The sequence below is a fragment of the Curtobacterium sp. MCPF17_047 genome (assembly GCF_003234045.1).
In the GTDB taxonomy this organism is placed as follows: Bacteria; Actinomycetota; Actinomycetes; order Actinomycetales; family Microbacteriaceae; genus Curtobacterium.
Genome location: NZ_QKSF01000005.1, coordinates 174,357 through 195,051 on the forward strand (window position 1 = coordinate 174,357; position 20,695 = coordinate 195,051).

Below are 20,695 nucleotides of genomic sequence, written 5' to 3' on the forward strand. Positions count from 1 at the left end.
CAATATGCTGGTGATATCTCGAATGCAATGCGCATCCGCGCACGTCGCCGGAACGCACGAAAGCCCCGACCATCGGGCCGGGGCTCTCCTCGTTCCGCGATGGATCAGGCCGGGACGAAGTCGAACGTGTCGGGGTCGGGGCCCGTGCGGTGCCCCTTGTCGAGCGTCGAGATGTCGGTCATGTCCTCGTCCGAGAGCTCGAAGTCGAAGATCGCGAAGTTCTCCTCGACGCGCGAACGGGTGACCGACTTCGGGAACACGATGTCGCCGCGCTGGATGTGCCAGCGGAGGACCACCTGTGCCGGCGTCTTGCCCGTGGCACCGGCGATGCGGGTGATGGTCTCGTCGTCGAGCACGAGGCCCTGCGCGATCGGTGACCAGGCCTCGGTCGCGATGCCGAGCTCGGTGTCCACCGCGCGCAGCTCGTCCTGCGTCAGGTACGGGTGCACCTCGATCTGGTTCACGGCGGGCGTCACGGTCGCCTCGGCGATGAGTCGGCGCAGGTGGTGCGCCTGGAAGTTCGAGACGCCGATGGAGCGAGCGGTGCCGGCGGCGTAGAGCTCCTCGAGCGCCTTCCACGTCGGGACGAAGTCCGAGACGGTCGGCAGCGGCCAGTGGATGAGGAACAGGTCGGTGTAGCCACCGAGCAGCTCGGCCGACTTCCTGCCGTTCTCCAGGGCTGCTTCGGGAGCGTGGAAGCCGTTGTTGAGCTTCGAGGTGACGAAGATCTCCGAGCGGTCGATGCCGGATTCGGCGATGGCCTCGCCGACCTCCTTCTCGTTGCCGTACATCTCGGCGGTGTCGATGTGGCGGTAGCCGACCTCGAGCGCGGCGAGGGTCGCTGCCTTCGTCTCGGAGGGGTCGATCTGGAAGACGCCGAAGCCGAGCTGCGGGATCGTGCGTCCGTCGTTGAGCGTGATGTTCGGAACGGTCATGCCTCCAGACAACACCCGTGGCCCCACGAGTCGTCCCTGGGTTCCCAGGCGGGCTGGTCCGTCCCGGTGCTACTCGAGCGCGGCGGTGATGTAGGCGGCCAACGCCTGCGCGTAGGAGATCGCCGGGTCGACGGCCGCGAAGGAGCGGTCTTCGCCGGCGATCACGGCCGTCACCGTCCACACCGTCCGGTCGTCCGTCCCGGACTCTCGGGTGAGCCCCGCGAACGACGGACCGAGGAGTTCCCGGAGCTGGTCCTCCCGGGGCAGCCACAGCGACTCGGCGGCCGAGACCGAGTCGAGCGCCCACTCCGTCGTCCCGTTGAAGCCCAGGAACGTCCCGGTCGGGTGGTCGTGCCGCTCGACGGTCATCTCCGACACCGTGTAGACGTCGTCGTCGACCTCCGGCTTGTCGATCACGAAGCGGTCGCCGGTCTCCGGGTGCCACCGGAGACCGGCGTCACGCAGGGAGCGGGCGAGTTCGACACTGATCATGCGCCCCAGCCTGGCACTCGACCGTCGGAGTCGCCCGGGAGGCGCGGGGCCGGGATCGCGCTCTCCTCGCGCACTCGGGACGACGTGGACCGGTTCCGGACCTGGATGACGGACAGCCGTACTAGCATCACCGAGCATCCCGCGTGCGGTCGCCCGTCGATCCACGTGCGTGACGCGACGACCGCCGGGGGACCGGTGCCGAGCCTCCCGGCCGTGGCCGACGGGGGTGGCGGACCGGGGGACGACGTCCCGGACCGCGGTCGACGCGGACCGACCCCCAGCAGAGAAGGACCCGCATGACCCTCGAACGCGAGGAACTCCGCGACGACTGGACCGTGTCCGCGGCCGAGGAAGGGGGACGCGGGAGCGTCCCCGACGTCGTCCGTGGCCGGGCGCTCACGGCGACGGTCCCGGGCCAGGTGCACACCGACCTCGAGCGCGAGGGGCTGCTGCCGGACCCGACCTCCGACCGCAACGAGGCGACGACGGCGTGGGTCGGGCAGACCGACTGGCTGTACCGCCGGACCGTCGACGTGGACCCGCGCGGGTTCGAGCGGGTCGACCTGGTCTGCGACGGCCTGGACACCGTCGCCACCCTGACCCTCGACGGCGTGCAGGTCGGCACGACGCGCAACATGCACCGGCGCTACCGGTTCGACCTGCTCGACATGACCGACGGCACGAACGCCAGCACCGACCGCGAACTCGAGATCCTGTTCGAGTCGCCGTACCGCGAGGCCGAGCGGGTCGCAGCGCGTGCGGGCACGATGCCGGGGCCGTACGACGAACCGTTCCCGTACGTGCGCAAGATGGCCTCGAACTTCGGCTGGGACTGGGGCCTGACCGCCGTCACGAGCGGGCCGTGGCGCTCGGTCGCCATCGAGCGCTGGTCCACCGCTCGGCTGCGTGACGTCCGGCCCCTCGTGGACGTCGAGGCCGGCGAGGGTGTCCTCGACGCGCACGTCGCGTTCGAGCGCTCCGGCATGAACGACCTGGACCAGGACGGCGAGGACGACGACCTGGTGCTCGTCGTCACGGTGTCGGGCCACGGGACGAAGCAGCGCTCGCGCGTCACCGTGACGCCGAAGGAGGACGAGGCCGTCGTGACGGTCCGGATCCCGGACGCCGAACTGTGGTGGCCCCGCGGGTACGGCCCGCAGCCGCTGTACGACGTCGAGGTGCACCTGCAGACCGTCGACGGCGACGTGCTCGATCGCTCGTCGTTCCGGACGGGCTTCCGCTCGGTGGTCGTCGACACGGCCGAGGACTCCGTCGGACGGCCGTTCGCGATCCGTGTGAACAGCACCGTCATCGACGTCCGCGGGGTGAACTGGATCCCGGACGACGTGATCGTCTCGCGGGTCACGAAGGAGCGGTACGCCGAGCGCCTCGACGCCGCCGTGGCCCTGAACGCGAACCTCGTCCGGGTCTGGGGCGGTGGTGTGTACGAGTCGCACGACTTCTACCAGCGCTGCGACGAGCTGGGGTTGCTCGTGTGGCAGGACTTCCTGTTCGCGTGCGCCTCGTACCCCGAGATCGAGCCGATCCGCAGCGAGGTCGTCGCCGAGGCACGGGACAACGTCGCGCGGCTGTCGCGGCACCCGTCGCTGGTGGTCTGGAACGGCAACAACGAGAACATCTGGCTGCACGACGCCGACGGCTGGGGCGAGGAACTCGGCGACCGCGGTTGGGGACTCGACTACTACCTGGACCTGCTGCCGACGATCGTGGACGCGGTGGACCCCTCCCGCTTCTACACGGTGGCCTCGCCCTGGTCGGGCTCCGAGTCGCTCGAACCGAACGACGTGGACCACGAGACGCACCACTCGTGGGACGTCTGGAACCGGGTGTCCGACGAGCACTACCGGGACTCGGTCCCGCGCTTCGTGGCGGAGTTCGGCTGGCAGGCGCCGCCCGCGTGGCGGACCCTGCGCGAGGCCGTGACCGACGAACCGATGACCCCGACGTCGCCGGGTGTGGTGCACCACCAGAAGGCCGACGACGGCATGGGCAAGTTGGCCCGTGGCCTCGAGCCGCGCTTCGGCGAGGGTTGGGAGTCGGACTTCGACCGGTGGCACTGGCTGACGCAGCTGCAGCAGTCCCGCGCCATCGCGACCGGCGTCGAGCACTGGCGGACGCACTGGCCGCGCAACACCGGCGTCATCGTGTGGCAGCTCAACGACCTGTGGTCGGTCTCGTCGTGGTCCGCCATCGACTCCGCGGGCCGCCGCAAGCCGCTCGCGCACGAACTGCGTCGCCTGTACGACGACGTGCTGGTGACGATCCGGCCGGTCTCGACCGTGGTCACCGCGGTGACGCCGCTCGCCCCGGGTACGGAGCGGGTCGACCGGTCGGGAGGCGCGCACCCGCCGACCGCGCAGCTGCCGGTCTCCGACACGGCCGGCTCCCCGATCGAGGTCGCGGTGCGCTCGTCGCGGAACGGCATCGACTCCGTCGTCCGGGTGCGGCGCATCGACCTCGCCGGGCAGATCCTGGCCGAGGAGTACCTGCCGGTGGTCCTCGACGGCCCCGGGGTCGCCGTGGTGCGCCTGCCGGCCTCCGTCGGCGTGGTCGCGGATGCGCGTGGTGAGCTCGTCGTGGCGGACATGGACTGGCGTCGTGCCGTCTGGACGCCCGCCCCGGACCGGGACATGCGCTGGCAGCCCGCGCACTACCGTGTGACGGTCTCGGACGAGCCGGACCGCTCCGGCGTGCGGATGGTCGTGGAGGCGGACTCGCTCGTTCGGGACCTGCTCGTCCAGCCGGACCGGGTGTCGCCGACGGGCACCGTCGACCGTGGGTTCATGACGCTCCTGCCCGGTGAGCGGGTGGAGTACCGCGTCGGCGGGGTGACGGGCGCGGACGCTGCGGCCCTGACCTCGGCGCCGGTGCTCTGGACGCTCGACCGGGTGCTGGCCGACTGACCCGGTTCCCGTGCGGGGTCCGCGCCACGAGCCTGGATGAACAGTGTCCGTTGCCGCACGCGTCTGGGCTTCCCGGGCAGCGGGAGTTAGCATGGACGGACAGCGGGACACCGCCGGGCCGGTCGACGATGACCGGGCAACGCGACCAGGCACACTGGTCGGACGGCGACCAGTTCCAGTACCGAAGGAGTCATCATGTTGCAAGGCCTCACCGGAGTCCACCTGGTGATCATCCTGGGCATCGTGCTGCTGCTGTTCGGTGCGACGAAGCTCCCGGCGCTCGCCAAGGGCCTCGGCCAGTCGATCAACGTCTTCAAGAAGGAGATGGACACCGACGACCGCAAGAAGACCGGAGCCGCCGCGCAGGACGCCACCGCGTACGACGCGAACGCGCCGGTGCACACCGCCGCCCCCGTCCAGCAGCCGACGGCGCAGTACCCGAGCTCCAACGGCGTGCAGCAGCCGGTCGTGAACCCCGGCCCCTCGACGCCGCCGAACGGCGACTCCCGCTCCCTCTAGACCGCCGTTCCCATCGGCATCCCGGCCCCGGGACCGACGACAGCCCCCGTGCGACGAGCACGGGGGCTGTCGTCGTGATCGGGCGACGCCCGGTTGCGCGGGGGAGCGGACGGACCACCGATGGGCGCATGATGGCTCCATGACGTCCGCCGCCGCCGCAGACCGCCCGGCGACAACAGCACCACTGCACGACGACCGCCGCCTGGTGCTCCTGGTGGCGATCCTGGCCTCGTTCGTCGTCGGACTGGACTCGAGCGTCGTGAACGTCGCCCTCCCCGCCATCCGGACGGAGCTCGGCGGCGGGCTGGTCGTCCAGCAGTGGACGGTGGACGCGTACCTCGTGACCCTGGGGTCGCTGATCCTGGTCGCCGGTTCGCTCTCGGACCTGTTCGGCCGGGTGCGCATCATCACGTGGGGCCTCGTCGTCTTCGGGATCGCATCGGTCATCTGCGCGATCGCGCCGTCCGGCGAGGTGCTCATCGTCGCCCGGGCGTTCCAGGGCGTCGGTGGTGCCCTGGTGACCCCGAGCGCGTTGGCGTTGATCGTCGCGGCCTTCCGCGGCGGCGCGCAGGCGAAGGCGATCGGGGCGTGGACGGCCTGGTCGAGTGCGGCGATGATCCTGGGCCCGGTCGTCGGCGGCGTCGTGGTGGACGGCATCGGGTGGCGGTGGATCTTCGTGCTGACCGCGATCCCCATCGCGGTGACGATCCCCCTCGTCCGGCGCATCACCGCCGAGGTCCGGGTCGGTGCGCACGCCCGGGTCGACCTCGTCGGGGCGGTGCTCGCCGTGGTCGGCGTCGGCGGGGTCGTGCTCGGGCTGATCGAGCAGGAGCGACTGGGGTGGGGTTCGCCGGTGGTCGTCGGCGCGCTCGTGCTCGGCGGGGCCGCCCTGGTGGCGTTCGTGCCGTGGGAGCTCCGGGTGAGCCGTGCCTCGGGGTCGCCGCTCGTGCCGCTCGGGCTCTTCCGCGCGCGGAACTTCACCGTCGGCAACCTCGCGACGCTCTCCATCTACGGGGCGCTCGGGATGGTGTTCTTCGTCGTGACCCTGTTCCTGCAGGAGGTCTGGGGCTTCCCGGCGTGGGTCGCCGGGCTGGCGACCCTGCCCCCGACCCTGATGCTCCTGGCGCTGTCGACCACCGTCGGGTCGCTCTCCGGCCGGTTCGGGCCACGCTGGTTCATGGCGGCAGGGCCGGCGATCGCAGCGGTCGGGGCGCTGCTCATGCTCCTCGCCGATGACGACCCAGCCGGGTACTGGTGGTCGGTCCTGCCGGGGCTCGTCCTGGTCGGCGCGGGCATCGCGACGATGGTCACGCCGCTGACGAGTGCCGTCCTCGGATCCGTCCCGCAGGACGAGGCCGGTGCGGGCTCGGCGGTCAACAACGCCATCGCGCGGATCGCGGGCCTCGTGACGGTCGCGCTCGCCGGAGTGTTCCTCGGCGGCGAGGTGAGTGTCGACGGACTGCACCGGTCGATGGTCGTGATGGCCGTGCTGCTGCTCGCCGGCGCCGTCGTCAGTGCGGTCGGGATCGTGGACCCGGACCGTCGAGGCTCCGACTCGTCCGCCTGACCAACCGTTCGAGGGGTCCGGCGCCGAGCCACCGACGCCACGGTGTCGCCAGCAGACCGGCGCCGACGATGACCAGGAGGGCCGCCCTCCACTCCGTGTGCCACCGGTCACCGGCGACCGCGTCGAGCGCGGCGTGGACGACGATGTGCGCGGCGTAGACGGTCAGGGCGAGTGCCCCGACGGCACGGACCGGAGCGAGGAGGGCACCGGCGGGACGCGCAACGACGAGGCTGAGCGCGAGGACCGCCACCGCTACCCCGAGCGCCCCGAGCACCTCGGGTGTGGACCCGGCGTGCGGCTGCACGGAGGTGAGCCCGGCCCAGTCGATGCCAGGGTGCTCGAGTGTCCCACCGCCCTTCGGGACGAGGTGCGGTCCGGCATCCGGGAGGCCGCCGACCGCCCCGGCGCCGGACGTCGTACCGGATGCCGGCTCGCTCCCGCCGGCCGACCCGGCGGACGCCGACCCGCTCGGGCTCGCGGTGCCGGGCGGGAGTCCCAGGGCTGCCCGGGCGAGGACCCCGCCGCCGTAGCCGACGACCGCGGCGGTGATGCCGCCCGCGAGGAGGACCAGGTGCAGCCGGGTTCGTCGCAGGGGGAGTCTGCCGACCAGGAGTCCGACCAGCACCACGCCCCACCAGGGGATGCCCGGGTAGGCGCCGAGCAGGACACCGTGCACGATCGGGTCGTCGGCGTCGTGCAGCAGTGACCGGCCGATCGCGGTGCAGACCGGTCCGATGACCAGTGCTGTCGCCGCGATTGCCGCGACCGTCCGGGTGCGAGCGCGGAGGAGCGGGATCGTCGCCACGAAGCACCCCGCGTACGTGGGCAGGATCACCTGGACCGGGGTGTTGAGTGCGATGAGGAGCGACCCGAGGACGAACAGCGCGACCGCCCGGACCAGGACCCGCCGACGATGGACGACCAGGTCCGCGGCACCGGGGGCGCCCTCCGGGCGGGAACGGGTCATCAGGGTCAGGGAGACGCCGGCGCAGAGGGCGAAGAGGACCGCCGACCGTCCGTCGACGACCGCCGACCAGCTCTCGGGTCGCGTCCAGTCGAAGCCAGGGTGCGGCGGTCCGAGGTGCGCGACGACCATGCCGAGCACCGCCAGGCCACGGGCGAGGTCGAGCCCGTCCAGGCGGGTCGCGCGGTTGGCGGAAGCCCGGGCATGTGACGGCCCGTCGGGGGAGCGGTCAGGGGAACGGAGTGGACTCGGGGTCGAGCGGGCTCTCGGTGCGGTCATCTCCCCAGCACAGCGGGAGGGGTGTTTCGTCGGGGTTGCTCGTGACTGGCGGGAATGCGGTCGTTCCCCGTAAAGTTGAGTCATGTGGACTCAGGAAGCTCGTGGGGCGGTGCCTCCGTGAGCCGGACGGTCCGAGGACTCCGGTCCGGCTGGTGTGCGCCGGCCGACCCAACGACAACGCAACGGAAGGACGGAACGCATGGCGAACCTCCAGGGCGCTCCTGACTCGCAGGAGAAGCAGAAGACCGCCCTCGAACAGTACGGTGTCGACCTCACGGCGATCGCGCGGAGCGGCAAGCTCGACCCGGTGATCGGCCGCGACGCCGAGATCCGCCGGGTCTCACAGGTGCTGACCCGTCGGACGAAGAACAACCCCGTGCTCATCGGCGAGCCGGGCGTCGGCAAGACCGCCGTCGTCGAGGGGCTGGCGCAGCGGATCGTCGCCGGGGACGTGGCCGACTCCCTCAAGGACAAGCGGCTCGTCTCGCTCGACATCTCGGCGCTCATCGCCGGCGCGAAGTACCGCGGTGAGTTCGAGGAGCGGCTGAAGGCCGTCCTCAAGGAGATCAACGACGCCGACGGCCAGGTCATCACCTTCATCGACGAGCTGCACACCCTGATGGGCGCCGGCGGTGGTGAGGGCTCCGTGGCCGCGTCGAACATGCTCAAGCCGATGCTCGCCCGCGGCGAACTCCGACTCATCGGCGCGACGACGCTCGACGAGTACCGCGAGTACATCGAGAAGGACGCTGCCCTCGAACGGCGGTTCCAGCAGGTGTACGTGGGGGAGCCCAGCGTCGAGGACACCATCGCCATCCTCCGCGGGCTCAAGGAGCGCTACGAGGCGCACCACAAGGTGACGATCAACGACCAGGCGCTCGTCGCGGCCGCGGCCCTGTCCAACCGGTACATCGCCGGGCGGCAGCTGCCCGACAAGGCGATCGACCTCATCGACGAGGCAGCGTCACGACTCCGGATGGAGATCGACTCCAGTCCCGTCGAGATCGACGAGCTCAAGCGGAGCGTCGACCGGCTGCGGGTGGAGGAGTTCGCCCTGAAGCAGGAGAAGGACGACGCCTCGAAGGCCCGGCTCGCCACCCTCCGCGACGAACTGGCCTCGCGAGGCGAGCGGCTCGCCGCGCTCGAGGCCCGGTGGCAGGCGGAGCGCGCGAACCTCAACCGCATCGGCGAACTCAAGCAGGAGCTCGACGACCTCAACATGCGGTCCCAGCGGGCGCAGCGGGAGGCTGACTACGAGCTGGTCTCGCGGCTCGAGTACGCCGAGAAGCCCCGGATCGAAGCCGAACTCGCGGCCGCCGAACAGGCCGAGCAGGGTGAGCGGATGGTGAACGACAGCGTCACCGACGAGGACATCGCCGCCGTCATCGCCCAGTGGACCGGCATCCCGATGGGGCGTCTGCTGCAGGGCGAGACCGAGAAGCTCCTGCACCTGGAGACCGAGCTCGGCCGCCGGATCATCGGGCAGCGCACCGCGGTCGGCACCGTGTCGGAAGCGGTCCGCCGCACCCGTGCCGGCATCTCCGACCCGGACCGGCCGACCGGTTCGTTCCTGTTCCTCGGGCCCACCGGGGTCGGCAAGACCGAGCTGGCGAAGGCGCTCGCCGAGTTCCTGTTCGACGACGAGAAGGCCCTCGTCCGCATCGACATGAGCGAGTACGGCGAGAAGCACTCGATCGCACGGCTGATCGGTGCCCCGCCCGGGTACGTCGGGTACGAGGCGGGCGGGCAGCTCACCGAAGCCGTCCGGCGCCGTCCGTACTCGGTGATCCTGCTCGACGAGGTCGAGAAGGCCCACCCCGAGGTCTTCGACGTGCTGCTGCAGGTGCTCGACGACGGACGGCTCACCGACGGTCAGGGCCGGACGGTCGACTTCCGGAACACGATCCTGATCCTCACCTCGAACCTCGGGTCGCAGTTCCTCACCGACAGCACGCTGACGCCCGAGCAGCGCGAGGACTCCGTCCGCGACCTGGTCCGGCAGGCATTCCGGCCGGAGTTCGTCAACCGCCTCGACGACATCGTGGTGTTCCAGGCGCTCACGCAGGACGACCTGGGGCAGATCGTCTCGATCTCGGTCGACCGGCTCGCCCGACGCCTGTCCGACCGACGGCTGGAGCTCGCGGTCACGCCGGCCGCGCGGACCTGGCTCGCCGAACGCGGGCACGACCCGGCGTACGGTGCCCGGCCGCTCCGCCGCCTCATGCAGCGGCAGATCGACGACCAGCTGGCGCGGGCGATCCTGGCCGGCGACGTCCGGGACGGCGACACCGTGCGTGTTGACGTCGCGAACGACGGCGAGGGCCTGCTGGTCGAGCCGTTCGCGGTCGGCGAGGTGGACGGGGTCGTCGCGGAGTAGCGACCGGCCGTAGACCCGGGCCCGCGCCGGTCCCTGAGACCGGCGCGGGCCCGCAGGCCTAGGTTCGGCACCATGCCGGAGATCCGCGCCCTGCGCCGCCTGACCGAATCCATCGAACACGCCAGCGTCCTCGACAAGGCCGTCGACCTCGACCGCAAGGTGGTGCGCGCGCTGGCTCGCCCCCGCGCTCTGCGGCAGCTGCTGCACGGTGTCCCGTTCGGGCACCCGATCCACCCGCTCATGGTGCAGGTGCCGCTGGGCGCCTGGATCTCCGCGGCGGTCCTCGACCTGGTCGGCGGCCGCGGCAACGCGAAGGCCGCGAAGACCCTCGTCGGCGTCGGTGTCGTCTCCGCCGGCAGCGCGAGCGTCGCCGGCTACGTGGACTGGTCGGCTCTGGACCGCGAGCAGCTCCGGACCGGCTGGGTGCACCAGGCCGTGAACTGGGTCGGACTGACGCTCTACGGGTTCTCCTGGCTGCAGCGGAAGCGCGGCAACACCGGGGCCGGGAAGCTCCTGGGCTTCGCCGGACTCACGGTCGTCAGCGTCGGCGGGTACCTGGGTGGACACCTGTCCTACCGGCAGCGCGCCGGAGTCAGCCGCGACGGCGAGGTCCCCTACGAGGCCGACGGGGTGCCCGAGTCCGCGTGACCGGTCCTGCTGATCCACCCAGCGAACATGTAGCATTCCACCGTACGGTACCGCGATGCGCGTACTGGTGGTGGACGACGAGATCCCGCTTGCCGACCTGATCGTCCGGGGGTTGCGGCGGCAGGACATGGCCGTCGACGTGGCGTACCGCGGCGACGACGCCGACGAGCTCCTGTCGGTGAACGACTACGACGTCGTCGTGCTCGACCGGGACGTCCCGGGGATGCACGGCGACGAGGTCGCTCGACGGACCGCCGCCCGTGCTTCCCTCACCCGGGTGCTCATGCTCACCGCGGCGTCCACGCTCACCGATCGGGTGAACGGTCTCGAACTCGGTGCGGACGACTACCTGACGAAGCCGTTCGAGTACCCGGAGCTCGTCGCACGCGTCCGGGCACTCGGTCGGCGGAGCGTCGCGCCGGTGGCTCCCGTGCTCGAGCGGGACGGCATCGTGCTCGACTCGAGCCGGCGGATGGTCACCCGCGACGGGCGTCCGCTCGACCTGACGAGCAAGGAGCTCGGCGTGCTCGAGGTCCTGCTGCGAGCAGACGGGCGGATCGTCCCCGCCGAGGAACTGCTCGAGAAGGTGTGGGACGTGAACGTCGACCCGTTCACCGCGGCCGTGCGGGTGACGATGTCGAAGCTCCGGCGGAAGCTCGGTGCACCGGACCCGATCCGCACCGTGCCCGGCTCCGGGTACGCGCTGTGAGCCGTGTCGGGAGCATCCGGACCCGCACCGCGCTCGCGTTCGCCGTCACGTCCATGGCGCTCGCTACGGCCTCGATCACCGTCGTGAACCTCGGGTCGCAGGCATCGCTCGGACAGGTGGTGCTGGAGCGTCAGGCCGAGGGGAGCGGCGACCGACCGCTGCTGATCCCGGACGGCCCGCCCTCCGGCGCCGCGGGGCCGACCGGTCGGCTCGACGAGTCCGGTGCGTTCGACGGACTCGGTGGCATCGCAGCGGTGGCCGTCGTCGCCGACCTGCAGTGGCAGTGGACGGTGCTCGGGGTCGCCGGCGCCGGTGTCCTCGCCGGTGCCACCGGGTGGGTCCTCGCACGCCGGATGCTCGCGCCCGTCGACCGGATCGCCGCGACCGCCAGGCGGCTGTCCGCGTCGACGTTGCACGAGCGCATCGGCCTCACGGGACCGGACGACGAACTCCGACGGCTCTCGCGGACGATCGACGAGCTCCTCGACCGGCTCGAGGCCTCGTTCGCGAGTCAGCGACGGTTCGTGGCGCACGCCGCACACGAGCTCCGTACGCCACTCGCGGTCCAGCGGGCTGCGATCCAGATCGGTCTGCCCGACGACGCCGACCCCGACGACGTGTCGGTCGTCCGGACCGAACTGCTGGAGCAGAACCGCCGCACCGAGCACCTCGTGGACTCGCTCCTCGCGCTGGCCGAGGCCGAGCGCGACCTCGGCGGGCAGACGGTGCCGGTCGACCTGGCCGCGGTGACGGCCGAGGTCGTGGCGGCGCTCGCCGGGGCCGCGGCGGAGGCCGGGGTGACGCTGACCTGGCGGACGGCGGGGGGGCCTCCCGGCCGGCCGGTGCAGGCCGAGCCGGTCCTGCTCCGCCAGCTGCTGCGGAACCTGGTCGACAACGCCGTCGAGTACAACGTGCCGGGCGGGTCCGTCCGTGTGGAACTCGCGGCCGGGGTGCTGACCGTGGCGAACTCCGGGCCGCTGCTCGCGCCGGCGACCGTGGTGGCGCTGACCGAACCGTTCCGCCGGGCACCCGAGGCTGCCGCGTCCGATCATGCCGCGCGTGACGCCGTCGTGCCCGGGAGACGGCACAGCGGCCTCGGTCTGTCGATCGTGGCAGCGGTCGCGCAGGCGCACGGGTGGACGCTCGCGATCCGTCCCGGGGACACCGGCGGGTTGCTCGTCCGGGTCGACACCGGAGCGACGAGCGCCGGTGTTTCGTCGGTGTCTCCCGACGGGGACCGCTGACGAAACAGGCGGTCCGCTGTCCTGGTGGCATGCGAACAACGAACCGACCTCCGACACGCGTCCTCACCGCCGCCGTCCTCGCGCTCGGCCTGGCCTCCGGGTTGACCGGGTGCGCCGGCGGTGCGCCCGCCTCCGACAGCACGACCGCTGCGTCCGGTCTCGGCGCACGGTGGGGCGACTGCATGCGGTCGGCGGGCTTCGACATCGAGGACCCCGGCGACGACCAGGTGCGCTCCGGGACGGTGATCTCCCCGCAGGGCGTCGACGAGGACCGCTTCGCCGGTGCTGCCGACTCGTGCGCCACCGAGCTGGGGGTGACCCGGGCCGACTCCGCAGCGAAGGACAGGTGGGCACGCGAGTACGACCAGGTCGCCTCCTGCGTCCGGGACGCCTACCCGGACTTCCCGGAGCAGCAGTCCGGCGCCCTCTCGTTCGACGAGGCGACCTACCCGCCGGCGGCCGAGCCGGAGTTCCAGCAGCTGGTCGACGAGTGCCTGCAGCGGTACTCGCCCGACACGAAGACGCAGGACGCCGGATGAGCCGCCGGACGCGGGTGATCGGCATCGCCAGCGCCTGCCTGGTCGGCGCGCTCGCCGTCGGCACCGCCACCTGGTCGCTCGCCACCGCAGCGGACGGTGCCGCGACGCGGGCGAGTGCTGCGCAGTCGGATGGGGACCGCCACGGCACGACGACGGTGCCGGTGGAGCAGGGCGACCTCGTCGAGACCCGGACCATCGCGGGCGCGCTCGGCTACGGCACGCCCACCTCGGTACCCGGGGCAGCGAGCGGCACGCTCACCTGGTTGCCGCAGCCCGGCCAGGTCGTCCACCGCGACGAACCGCTCTACGCGGTGGACGAGCGACCCGTCCGCGCCCTGTACGGCACGACACCGCTCTGGCGGTCACTTCGCGCCGGTGCCCGGGGCGCCGACGTCCGGCAACTCACCGAGAACCTGGCCGCCCTCGGGTACGACGTCCCCGCCGACGACGTGTTCGGCGCCCGGACCGGGGCCGCCGTCCGCCAGTGGCAGCGGGACCGCGGGCTGCCCGTCACCGGGGTCGTGGACGGCGATCAGATCGCCTTCGTCGACGGTGCGGTGCGTGTCGCCTCGGTCGTGGGGCAACTCGGGCAGCCGGTCGGCGGCGACGTCCTGCAGGTGACGAGCACGCACCGTGTCGTCTCGGTGCGGGTCCCCGCGCGGGACGCCGGACAGCTCGGCGTGGGGAGACGCGTCCGGGTGCTCGTCAACGGCGCCGGCGGCGCGATGTCGGGGTCGGTCACCGACGCCACTCCGAGCGAGACGGAAGACGGCCGGGACGAGGTCGACGTCACCGTGGCGTTCGACGCCGGTGATCGACGGCTGCCCGCAGCCGCCTCGGCGCAGGTGGTCGCCGAGGGGCGGACCGAGCGGGACGTGCTCTCCGTGCCCGTCTCGGCACTGGTCGCCCGTGGGAGTTCGGGGTACGCGGTCGAGGTCGTCGGTCGGGACGGGGTTACCGAGCGGGTCCCGGTCGAGGTCGGTCTCGTGGCGGACGGGCGCGCGGCGGTCACGGGAGACCTGGACGAGGGTGCGCGCGTGGTGGTGCCCTCGTGAACGGCGCCGTGCCCGTCCTGCCCGTACCCGCACCGCCGGTGCCGGCCCGGTCCGGGTCGGATGCCGTGCTGGTGCTCACGGACGTCACCCGCACCCACGGCGAGGTCCGGGCGCTCCGCGGCGTCTCGCTCCGGATCGACCGCGGCGAACTCGTCGCCGTGGTCGGACCCTCCGGTTCGGGGAAGTCCACGATGCTCAACGTCATGGGCACGCTCGACCGTCCGACCTCCGGCAGGGTGGAGGTCGCCGGCCGGGACGTCGGCGCGATGACGGACGACACGCTCTCCGCCCTGCGCGCCGAGCACATCGGTTTCGTCTTCCAGCACTTCCACCTGCAGGCCGGAGCCAGCGCCGCCGAGAACGTCGCGGACGGGTTGCTCTACACGGGCACACACCGGCGGGAGCGGATGCGGCGGGCGGTGACGGCGCTGGAGCGCGTCGGCCTGGGACACCGGACCGACCACCTGCCGAACCAGCTCTCCGGTGGCGAGCGCCAGCGCGTCGCGATCGCGCGGGCGATCGTCGGGGAACCGACCGTGCTGCTGGCGGACGAGCCGACCGGGGCCCTCGACACGGCCTCCGGCACCGCGGTCCTCGGCGTGCTGCGGGAGCTCAACGCCGCCGGCACCACGGTGGTCGTCATCACCCACGACCGGGAACTCGCCGCGGTCCTCCCACGGCAGGTCCGGATGCGTGACGGAGCGGTGGAGGACGACACCGGTGCGCACGACACCGGCCCGCGTGACACCGGCCCACGTGACACCGGCCCGCGTGACGCCGGCCCACGCGACACACCGGCGGGTCCCGTCGAGCTCGCCCCCGCGATCGGGGCCGACCGATGACCGCCGACCCCGCGACGGCCACACGACGCACCCTGGGCTCCGGCGACCTGCTCCGACTCGGGGTGTTCGGGCTCCGGACCCGCCCGACCCGGGTGGTCCTGTCCGCCCTGGGCATCGCCATCGGCATCGCGGCGATGATCGCGGTCGTCGGCATCTCCTCGTCGAGCAAGGCCGCGCTCGACCGGGTCCTCGACGCGCTCGGCACGAACGTGCTCACCGTGACGAAAGCCGAGTCGTTCGGCGAGACGCCCCCGCTCCCGGTTACCGCGGTCGACTCGGTCCGTCGGCAGGAGGACGTGCTCGCCGCAGCGGGGGTCGGCCGGGCCGACGACGGCCGGGTGTACCGGAACCCGTTCATCCCGGCCGCCGAGACGAAGGGCATCGGCGTGCTGGGGACCTGGGGAGACGTGCCCGAGGTCCTCGGCGGGTCGCTGGCGTCCGGGCGCTGGCTCGACACGGCTCCGGACGCACCGCCGCAGGTGGTGCTCGGAGCGTCCGCGGCACACGCGCTCGGGATCGACCAGGTGACGACGGACAGTCGCGTCTGGACCGGTGGCCGATGGCTGCAGGTCGTCGGGGTGCTCCGGCCGCTGGAACTCGCGACCGACCTCGACAACCAGGCTTTCGTGCCGCGGGACCTCGCGGCCGCGCTGGGCTTCGACGGGCACCCCACCGCCGTGTACACCCGCGTCGACCCGGATCGGGTGGCCCCGGCGCGCGACCTGCTCGCCCGGGTGGTCAGTCCGGCAGCCCCCCAGGACGTCGGGGTCACACGGCCCTCGGACGCGCTCGCCGCGAAGAACGCCACCGACGACTCCTTCACGGGCCTGCTGGTCGGGATCGGCGGGGTCGCGCTCCTGGTCGGCGGGATCGGTGTCGCGAACACGATGGTGATCACCGTGCTGGAGCGTCGGGCCGAGGTCGGCGTCCGCCGCGCGCTCGGAGCGAGACGGCGGGACATCCGGAACCAGTTCCTCGTCGAGTCGCTGCTGCTGTCGTTCCTCGGCGGTGTCGCCGGGGTGGTGATCGGGCTCGGCGCCACCGTCGTCTTCGCTCTGGCGCAGGGCTGGCCGATCGCGGTGCCGCTCTGGGTGGTCGCCGGCGGACTCGGTGCGACGGTGCTGATCGGCGGGGTCTCCGGGCTCTACCCGGCCGCGCAGGCCGCGCGGATCCCACCGACGAGCGCGCTCGCAGCAGCTTGACCGGACCACCCTGACCAAACTGCCGGAAGCGACGGTCTGGAGGCCCGGTGCCGGTTCGGCGGACCGGTACCGGGCCTCCTTCCCGTGTTGGGTTCATGTTGGTTTCAGTACAGAACAGTTGCGTTCGAGTGGGTTTGCTGCGTACAGTGCTCGAAACCCACGGGAACGAAGGAGTTCGGGCATGTACGCAACCGAGCGGCACGACGCCATCGCCGCCGCACTGCAGACCGCCGGCCGCGTGTCCGTCACCGACCTCGCCGCGCACTTCGACGTCACCACCGAGACCGTCCGCCGCGACCTGGACGCCCTCGAGCAGGCCGGGGTCCTGCGCCGCGTGCACGGCGGCGCGGTCTCGGTCGAACGGTCCAGCCTCGTCGAGCTGAGCGTCGCCGAACGCGAGGGGCAGCACGGCCGGGAGAAGACCGCGATCGCCCGCGCCGCGATGCGCCTGGTGCCGCCCACCTTCACCGGGTCGATCGCGCTCGACGCCGGCACCACCAGCGGTGCCGTCGCCGCGGAACTCGCCCGGTGGCAGCCCGAGCGGGCCGGAGCGACGATCACCGTGATCACGAACTCGGTCCCGATCGCCAGCACCCTGCAGCACAGCGACCACGTCGAGCTGCACCTGCTCGGCGGTCGGGTCCGTGGCGTCACGAGTGCCGCCGTCGGGACCGCCACCGTCGACCAGATCGGGGCACTCCGACCCGACGTTGCGTTCATCGGGACGAACGGGTTGTCCGCGGGCTTCGGCCTGAGCACACCGGACGAGTACGAGGCCGCGGTGAAGGCCGCGTACGTCCTCGCCGCCCGGCGCAGCGTGGTGCTCGCCGACGCCGCCAAGCACGGGGTGGAAGCCCTGATGCGCTTCGCCCGCCTCGACGAGATCGACACCGTCGTCACCGACCAGGCCCCGCCCGCCGACCTCGCCGGAGCACTCGCCGACGCCGACGTCGAGGTCGTCGTCGCATGACCGGCCGCATCGTCACCGTCACGCCGAACCCCTCGCTCGACCGGACGATCGAACTGGCCGGGGAACTCCAGCGTGGTGCCGTGCAGCGGGCCACCCGTTCCACGGCGGAGCCCGGCGGCAAGGGCGTCAACGTCTCCCGGGTCGTCGTCGCCAGCGGCGGGGACACCGTCGCGGTCCTGCCGGGCGACGAGCTCGACCCGGTGCTCGTCGGCCTGGCCGCCCGGGGCATCCCGACCGCCGCGCTGCCGATCGGTGCCGCGCTCCGCTCGAACGTCACCGTGACCGAACCGACCGGGACCACCACGAAGCTCAACGAGCCGGGTCCTTCGCTCGCCGGGCGCCTGGACGACCTGGCGGAACTCGTCGCCACCACCGCGGGGCCGACGCCGACCGGTCCGGCCGCCCGGTGGGTCGTGTTCGCCGGGTCCCTGCCGCCCGGGCTGCCCGACGACGCCCTCGCGGTGCTCGTCCGCGCCGTCCGCGCCCGGCACGGCGACGACGTCCGGATCGCGGTCGACTCCTCCGGCGTGCCGTTCACCGCGCTGCTGCAGTCCGGGGAACGGGTCGACCTGGTCAAGCCGAACGCCGAGGAGCTCGCCGAGGTCGTCGGCGGCGACCCGGAGCAGTACGAGCAGGACGCGGAGCGCGCCGCAGCTGCAGCCGCACGCCTCCGGGAGCGCGGAGTCGACACGGTCCTGCTCACGCTCGGCAGCGCGGGCGCCGTCCTCGTCGACGGCACCGGCTCATGGAGCGCCGCCGCCCCGCGTATCACGGCACGCTCCACGGTCGGTGCGGGCGACTCCGCGCTCGCCGGGTACCTGCTCGCCGAGGTCGCCGGAGCCCCGCCCGAGCGTCGACTCGCCCAGGCCGTCGCCACCGGTGCCGCCGCCGCCGGACTGCCCGGCAGCGACGTCCCGGCACTCGACGTCACCGACCCGGACGCGATCGTCGTCCACCGCCTCGGCACACCGCCGACACCGGCCGGGCACCGCCCGTCCGTCCCCGTCCCGCACGGCGCCTGACCACACGGTCCGTCGTCCCGTCGGTCCGGCCGCGACCTCGGTCCCCGGGCCGGTCCGGTCAGGTCAGATCACTCGTCCCACCAGCACAGCCCGGCGCACCGCGCCACCTGCGAAGGAGCAACCCATGTCCGCTGCGCACACCACCGGCGCCGGCGACGGCGCCGACCTGATCGGGGTCGACCTCGTCGGCCTCGACGAGGACCTCGGCGCCACCTCGTCCGACGTCATCCGCGTCCTCGCCGACCGCATCGCCGCGACCGGTCGAGCCGCCTCCGGCGACACCCTCGCCGCCGACGCCATCAAGCGTGAGGCGAGCGTCGGTACCGGCGTCCCCGGCGGCATCGCCATCCCGCACGCCCGGTCGACCTCGGTCACCGCTCCCACGCTGGCGTTCACCCGCCTGGCGCGGACGGTGCCGTTCGGTGCACCGGACGGCGACGCCGACGTCGTCTTCATGATCGCGGTGCCGGACGGCGCCGACAAGGACCACCTCACCGTCCTCTCCACCCTCGCCCGGGCGCTGATCCGCGACGACTTCACGGCCGCCCTCCGCGCCGCGACGACACCGCAGGACATCGTCGATCTGGTCGACCGCGAGGTGAGCGGCGAGGTCGCCGCAGCCGGCGTCGGCACCGCTGGACGAGCCTCCGGTACCCCGGCCGGCACCGGCACCGGCACCGCCGCCGGCCAGGAGGCCCGCCCCACGTCCGGCGCGGACACCCACGTCGTCGACAGCGACACCTCCGGCACCGGCGGGCGCCGCAAGGTCATCGTCGGGGTCACCGCGTGCCCGACCGGCATCGCGCACACCTACATGGCCGCCGACGCCCTGGTCGCCGCCGCCCAGCGCGCGGGCGCCGAGATGCACGTCGAGACGCAGGGGTCGTCCCAGGTGGAGCCGCTCGACCCGGCCCTCATCGCCCGCGCCGACGCCGTCGTCTTCGCGGTCGACGTGGACGTCCGCGACCGCAGCCGCTTCGCCGGCAAGCCGCTCGTGTCCGGCCCCGTCAAGCGCGGCGTGGACGAGCCGGACGCGATGATCGCCGAGGCCCTCCGCGCCGCCGACGACCCGAAGGCCGCACGGGTCTCCGGCTCCGCCGCCGAGGCCGGTACCAGCACCGCGAAGGACGAGCACTTCGGGCAGTCGCTGAAGCGCTGGCTGCTCACCGGCGTCTCGTACATGATCCCGTTCGTCGCGGGCGGCGGGCTCCTCATCGCGCTCGGCTTCCTGCTGTCCGGCTACGGCATCGCACTGACGCACGGCGACGACGGTGTCAACAACGCCGTGTGGACGCTGCAGCACTCCACGCTGCTCGACCTGCCGGCGCAGGGCCTCGGGTACTACCTCGGCGCTGCGGCGTTCCAGATCGGCTCGGTGTCGCTCGGGTTCCTCGTGGCCGCCCTCGCCGGGTACATCGCGTACGCGATCGCCGACCGGCCGGGCATCGCGCCGGGCTTCGTCGCCGGGTCCATCGCCGTCTTCATGAACGCAGGGTTCCTCGGCGGCCTGGTCGGTGGCCTCATCGCCGGTGCCGCCGCCTACTGGATCGGTCGCATCCCGACGTGGCGCTGGCTGCGTGGGCTGATGCCGGTCGTGATCATCCCGCTGTTCGCGTCGATCATCGCCTCCGGCCTCATGCTCCTGGTGCTCGGCGGGCCGATCGCCTGGCTGATGACCCAGCTGACCGAGTTCCTCAACTCGCTCTCCGGAGCCTCAGCGGTGCTGCTCGGGATCATCCTCGGCCTGATGATGGCCTTCGACCTCGGTGGCCCGGTCAACAAGGTCGCCTACGCGTTCGCCGTCGCCGGACTCGGTGCCGGTTCCGCCAGCAACGTCGTGCCGTTCGAGATCATGGCCGCGGTGATGGCCGCCGGCATGGTCCCGCCGCTCGCCCTGGCGCTCGCCTCGACCGTGCTGTACCGCAACGGCTTCACCAAGCCCGAGCGCGAGAACGGCAAGGCCGCGTGGCTGCTCGGCGCCTCGTTCATCTCCGAGGGTGCGATCCCGTTCGCCGCCGCCGACCCGCTGCGGGTCATCCCGGCGTCGATGGTCGGCGCTGCCGTCACGGGAGCGATCTCGATGGCCGCCGGTGTCACCTCGCGGGCGCCGCACGGTGGGATCTTCGTGTTCTTCGCGATCGGTGGCATCGGGATGTTCATCGTGGCGGTCCTGGCGGGGACGGTCGTCTCCGCGCTGGTCCTCGTGGCACTGAAGAAGTGGGTGCGCCGGGCGCCGGCGGCGACGGATGCTGCCGCCGCCCAGGCGGCCTCGGCCGGCGAGACGGTCGGCCAGCGCGCGCCGGTCGCGGTGTAGCCGCACCACCTGACGGACGGGAGGCCCGGTGCCAGCTGGCACCGGGCCTCCCGTCCGTCACGTGCTGGTGGGGACACGAGCGGCGGGACACTC

General features: G+C 72.6%; 17 protein-coding genes. 14 read left to right on the forward strand and 3 right to left on the reverse strand.

Annotated features, from left to right (window positions below):
• Nucleotides 1–104: 104 nt before the first annotated feature.
• Nucleotides 105–935, reverse strand: coding sequence for an aldo/keto reductase (locus DEJ33_RS07230; RefSeq protein ID WP_111194573.1), 831 nt, complete (start codon nucleotides 933–935; stop codon nucleotides 105–107).
• Nucleotides 936–1,004: 69 nt separating this feature from the next.
• Nucleotides 1,005–1,427: a pilus assembly protein CpaE gene (locus DEJ33_RS07235; protein ID WP_111194574.1), complete on the reverse strand. Its 423-nt coding sequence runs from the start codon at nucleotides 1,425–1,427 to the stop codon at nucleotides 1,005–1,007.
• Between the two features lie 296 nt (nucleotides 1,428–1,723).
• Here DEJ33_RS07235 and DEJ33_RS07240 point away from each other — a divergent pair, with 296 nt between their 5' ends.
• From DEJ33_RS07240 to DEJ33_RS07250, 3 genes are all read left to right on the forward strand, one after another.
• Nucleotides 1,724–4,351 (forward strand): glycoside hydrolase family 2 protein, encoded by a 2,628-nt coding sequence (locus tag DEJ33_RS07240; protein WP_111194575.1) that lies wholly within the window; start codon nucleotides 1,724–1,726, stop codon nucleotides 4,349–4,351.
• Nucleotides 4,352–4,546: 195 nt separating this feature from the next.
• Entirely contained in the window at nucleotides 4,547–4,870 is a 324-nt protein-coding gene (locus DEJ33_RS07245; protein WP_111077475.1) for a twin-arginine translocase TatA/TatE family subunit, read from the forward strand.
• Nucleotides 4,871–5,009: 139 nt separating this feature from the next.
• Entirely contained in the window at nucleotides 5,010–6,437 is a 1,428-nt protein-coding gene (locus DEJ33_RS07250; RefSeq protein WP_111194576.1) for an MFS transporter, read from the forward strand.
• Here the strand turns inward: DEJ33_RS07250 and DEJ33_RS07255 are convergent.
• Entirely contained in the window at nucleotides 6,382–7,680 is a 1,299-nt protein-coding gene (locus DEJ33_RS07255) for a heparan-alpha-glucosaminide N-acetyltransferase domain-containing protein (protein WP_181432820.1), read from the reverse strand. The two genes, DEJ33_RS07250 and DEJ33_RS07255, sit on opposite strands and share 56 nt — an antisense overlap.
• A 199-nt stretch (nucleotides 7,681–7,879) precedes the next feature.
• Here DEJ33_RS07255 and DEJ33_RS07260 point away from each other — a divergent pair, with 199 nt between their 5' ends.
• From DEJ33_RS07260 to DEJ33_RS07310, 11 genes are all read left to right on the forward strand, one after another.
• Nucleotides 7,880–10,057, forward strand: coding sequence for an ATP-dependent Clp protease ATP-binding subunit (locus DEJ33_RS07260; RefSeq protein WP_111194578.1), 2,178 nt, complete (start codon nucleotides 7,880–7,882; stop codon nucleotides 10,055–10,057).
• A gap of 72 nt (nucleotides 10,058–10,129) precedes the next feature.
• Nucleotides 10,130–10,705, forward strand: coding sequence for a DUF2231 domain-containing protein (locus tag DEJ33_RS07265; protein ID WP_111194579.1), 576 nt, complete (start codon nucleotides 10,130–10,132; stop codon nucleotides 10,703–10,705).
• 55 nt (nucleotides 10,706–10,760) lie between these two features.
• Nucleotides 10,761–11,414: a response regulator transcription factor gene (locus tag DEJ33_RS07270; protein WP_111077480.1), complete on the forward strand. Its 654-nt coding sequence runs from the start codon at nucleotides 10,761–10,763 to the stop codon at nucleotides 11,412–11,414.
• Complete coding sequence (locus DEJ33_RS07275; protein WP_111194580.1) at nucleotides 11,411–12,658, forward strand: HAMP domain-containing sensor histidine kinase; 1,248 nt, start codon at nucleotides 11,411–11,413, stop codon at nucleotides 12,656–12,658. Before DEJ33_RS07270 ends, DEJ33_RS07275 begins: the two co-directional genes overlap by 4 nt.
• A gap of 29 nt (nucleotides 12,659–12,687) precedes the next feature.
• The gene (locus tag DEJ33_RS07280) at nucleotides 12,688–13,197 is read left to right on the forward strand and encodes a hypothetical protein (RefSeq protein ID WP_111194581.1); all 510 of its coding nucleotides are present in this window, start codon (nucleotides 12,688–12,690) and stop codon (nucleotides 13,195–13,197) included.
• Entirely contained in the window at nucleotides 13,194–14,252 is a 1,059-nt protein-coding gene (locus tag DEJ33_RS07285; protein ID WP_111194582.1) for a peptidoglycan-binding protein, read from the forward strand. The genes DEJ33_RS07280 and DEJ33_RS07285 overlap by 4 nt, the downstream gene beginning before the upstream one ends.
• 71 nt (nucleotides 14,253–14,323) lie before the next feature.
• A complete protein-coding gene (locus DEJ33_RS07290; protein ID WP_258378115.1) occupies nucleotides 14,324–15,094 on the forward strand; it encodes an ABC transporter ATP-binding protein in 771 nt (256 codons plus the stop codon).
• Entirely contained in the window at nucleotides 15,091–16,296 is a 1,206-nt protein-coding gene (locus DEJ33_RS07295; protein ID WP_111194583.1) for an ABC transporter permease, read from the forward strand. The genes DEJ33_RS07290 and DEJ33_RS07295 overlap by 4 nt, the downstream gene beginning before the upstream one ends.
• Before the next feature lie 181 nt (nucleotides 16,297–16,477).
• A complete protein-coding gene (locus DEJ33_RS07300) occupies nucleotides 16,478–17,266 on the forward strand; it encodes a DeoR/GlpR family DNA-binding transcription regulator (RefSeq protein WP_111077485.1) in 789 nt (262 codons plus the stop codon).
• Nucleotides 17,263–18,288, forward strand: a complete 1,026-nt coding sequence (locus tag DEJ33_RS07305; protein ID WP_111194584.1) for a 1-phosphofructokinase family hexose kinase — start codon at nucleotides 17,263–17,265, stop codon at nucleotides 18,286–18,288. Before DEJ33_RS07300 ends, DEJ33_RS07305 begins: the two co-directional genes overlap by 4 nt.
• Before the next feature lie 124 nt (nucleotides 18,289–18,412).
• Nucleotides 18,413–20,602, forward strand: coding sequence for a fructose-specific PTS transporter subunit EIIC (locus DEJ33_RS07310; RefSeq protein WP_111194585.1), 2,190 nt, complete (start codon nucleotides 18,413–18,415; stop codon nucleotides 20,600–20,602).
• The last annotated feature ends 93 nt before the right edge of the window (nucleotides 20,603–20,695 follow it).

Coding starts and splice junctions, on each gene's coding strand:
- DEJ33_RS07230 (WP_111194573.1), bottom strand. CDS start 935: ATGACCGTTCCGAACATCACGCTCAACGACGGACGCACGATCCCGCAG.
- DEJ33_RS07235 (WP_111194574.1), bottom strand. CDS start 1,427: ATGATCAGTGTCGAACTCGCCCGCTCCCTGCGTGACGCCGGTCTCCGG.
- DEJ33_RS07240 (WP_111194575.1), top strand. CDS start 1,724: ATGACCCTCGAACGCGAGGAACTCCGCGACGACTGGACCGTGTCCGCG.
- DEJ33_RS07245 (WP_111077475.1), top strand. CDS start 4,547: ATGTTGCAAGGCCTCACCGGAGTCCACCTGGTGATCATCCTGGGCATC.
- DEJ33_RS07250 (WP_111194576.1), top strand. CDS start 5,010: ATGACGTCCGCCGCCGCCGCAGACCGCCCGGCGACAACAGCACCACTG.
- DEJ33_RS07255 (WP_181432820.1), bottom strand. CDS start 7,680: ATGACCGCACCGAGAGCCCGCTCGACCCCGAGTCCACTCCGTTCCCCT.
- DEJ33_RS07260 (WP_111194578.1), top strand. CDS start 7,880: ATGGCGAACCTCCAGGGCGCTCCTGACTCGCAGGAGAAGCAGAAGACC.
- DEJ33_RS07265 (WP_111194579.1), top strand. CDS start 10,130: ATGCCGGAGATCCGCGCCCTGCGCCGCCTGACCGAATCCATCGAACAC.
- DEJ33_RS07270 (WP_111077480.1), top strand. CDS start 10,761: ATGCGCGTACTGGTGGTGGACGACGAGATCCCGCTTGCCGACCTGATC.
- DEJ33_RS07280 (WP_111194581.1), top strand. CDS start 12,688: ATGCGAACAACGAACCGACCTCCGACACGCGTCCTCACCGCCGCCGTC.
- DEJ33_RS07285 (WP_111194582.1), top strand. CDS start 13,194: ATGAGCCGCCGGACGCGGGTGATCGGCATCGCCAGCGCCTGCCTGGTC.
- DEJ33_RS07295 (WP_111194583.1), top strand. CDS start 15,091: ATGACCGCCGACCCCGCGACGGCCACACGACGCACCCTGGGCTCCGGC.
- DEJ33_RS07300 (WP_111077485.1), top strand. CDS start 16,478: ATGTACGCAACCGAGCGGCACGACGCCATCGCCGCCGCACTGCAGACC.
- DEJ33_RS07305 (WP_111194584.1), top strand. CDS start 17,263: ATGACCGGCCGCATCGTCACCGTCACGCCGAACCCCTCGCTCGACCGG.
- DEJ33_RS07310 (WP_111194585.1), top strand. CDS start 18,413: ATGTCCGCTGCGCACACCACCGGCGCCGGCGACGGCGCCGACCTGATC.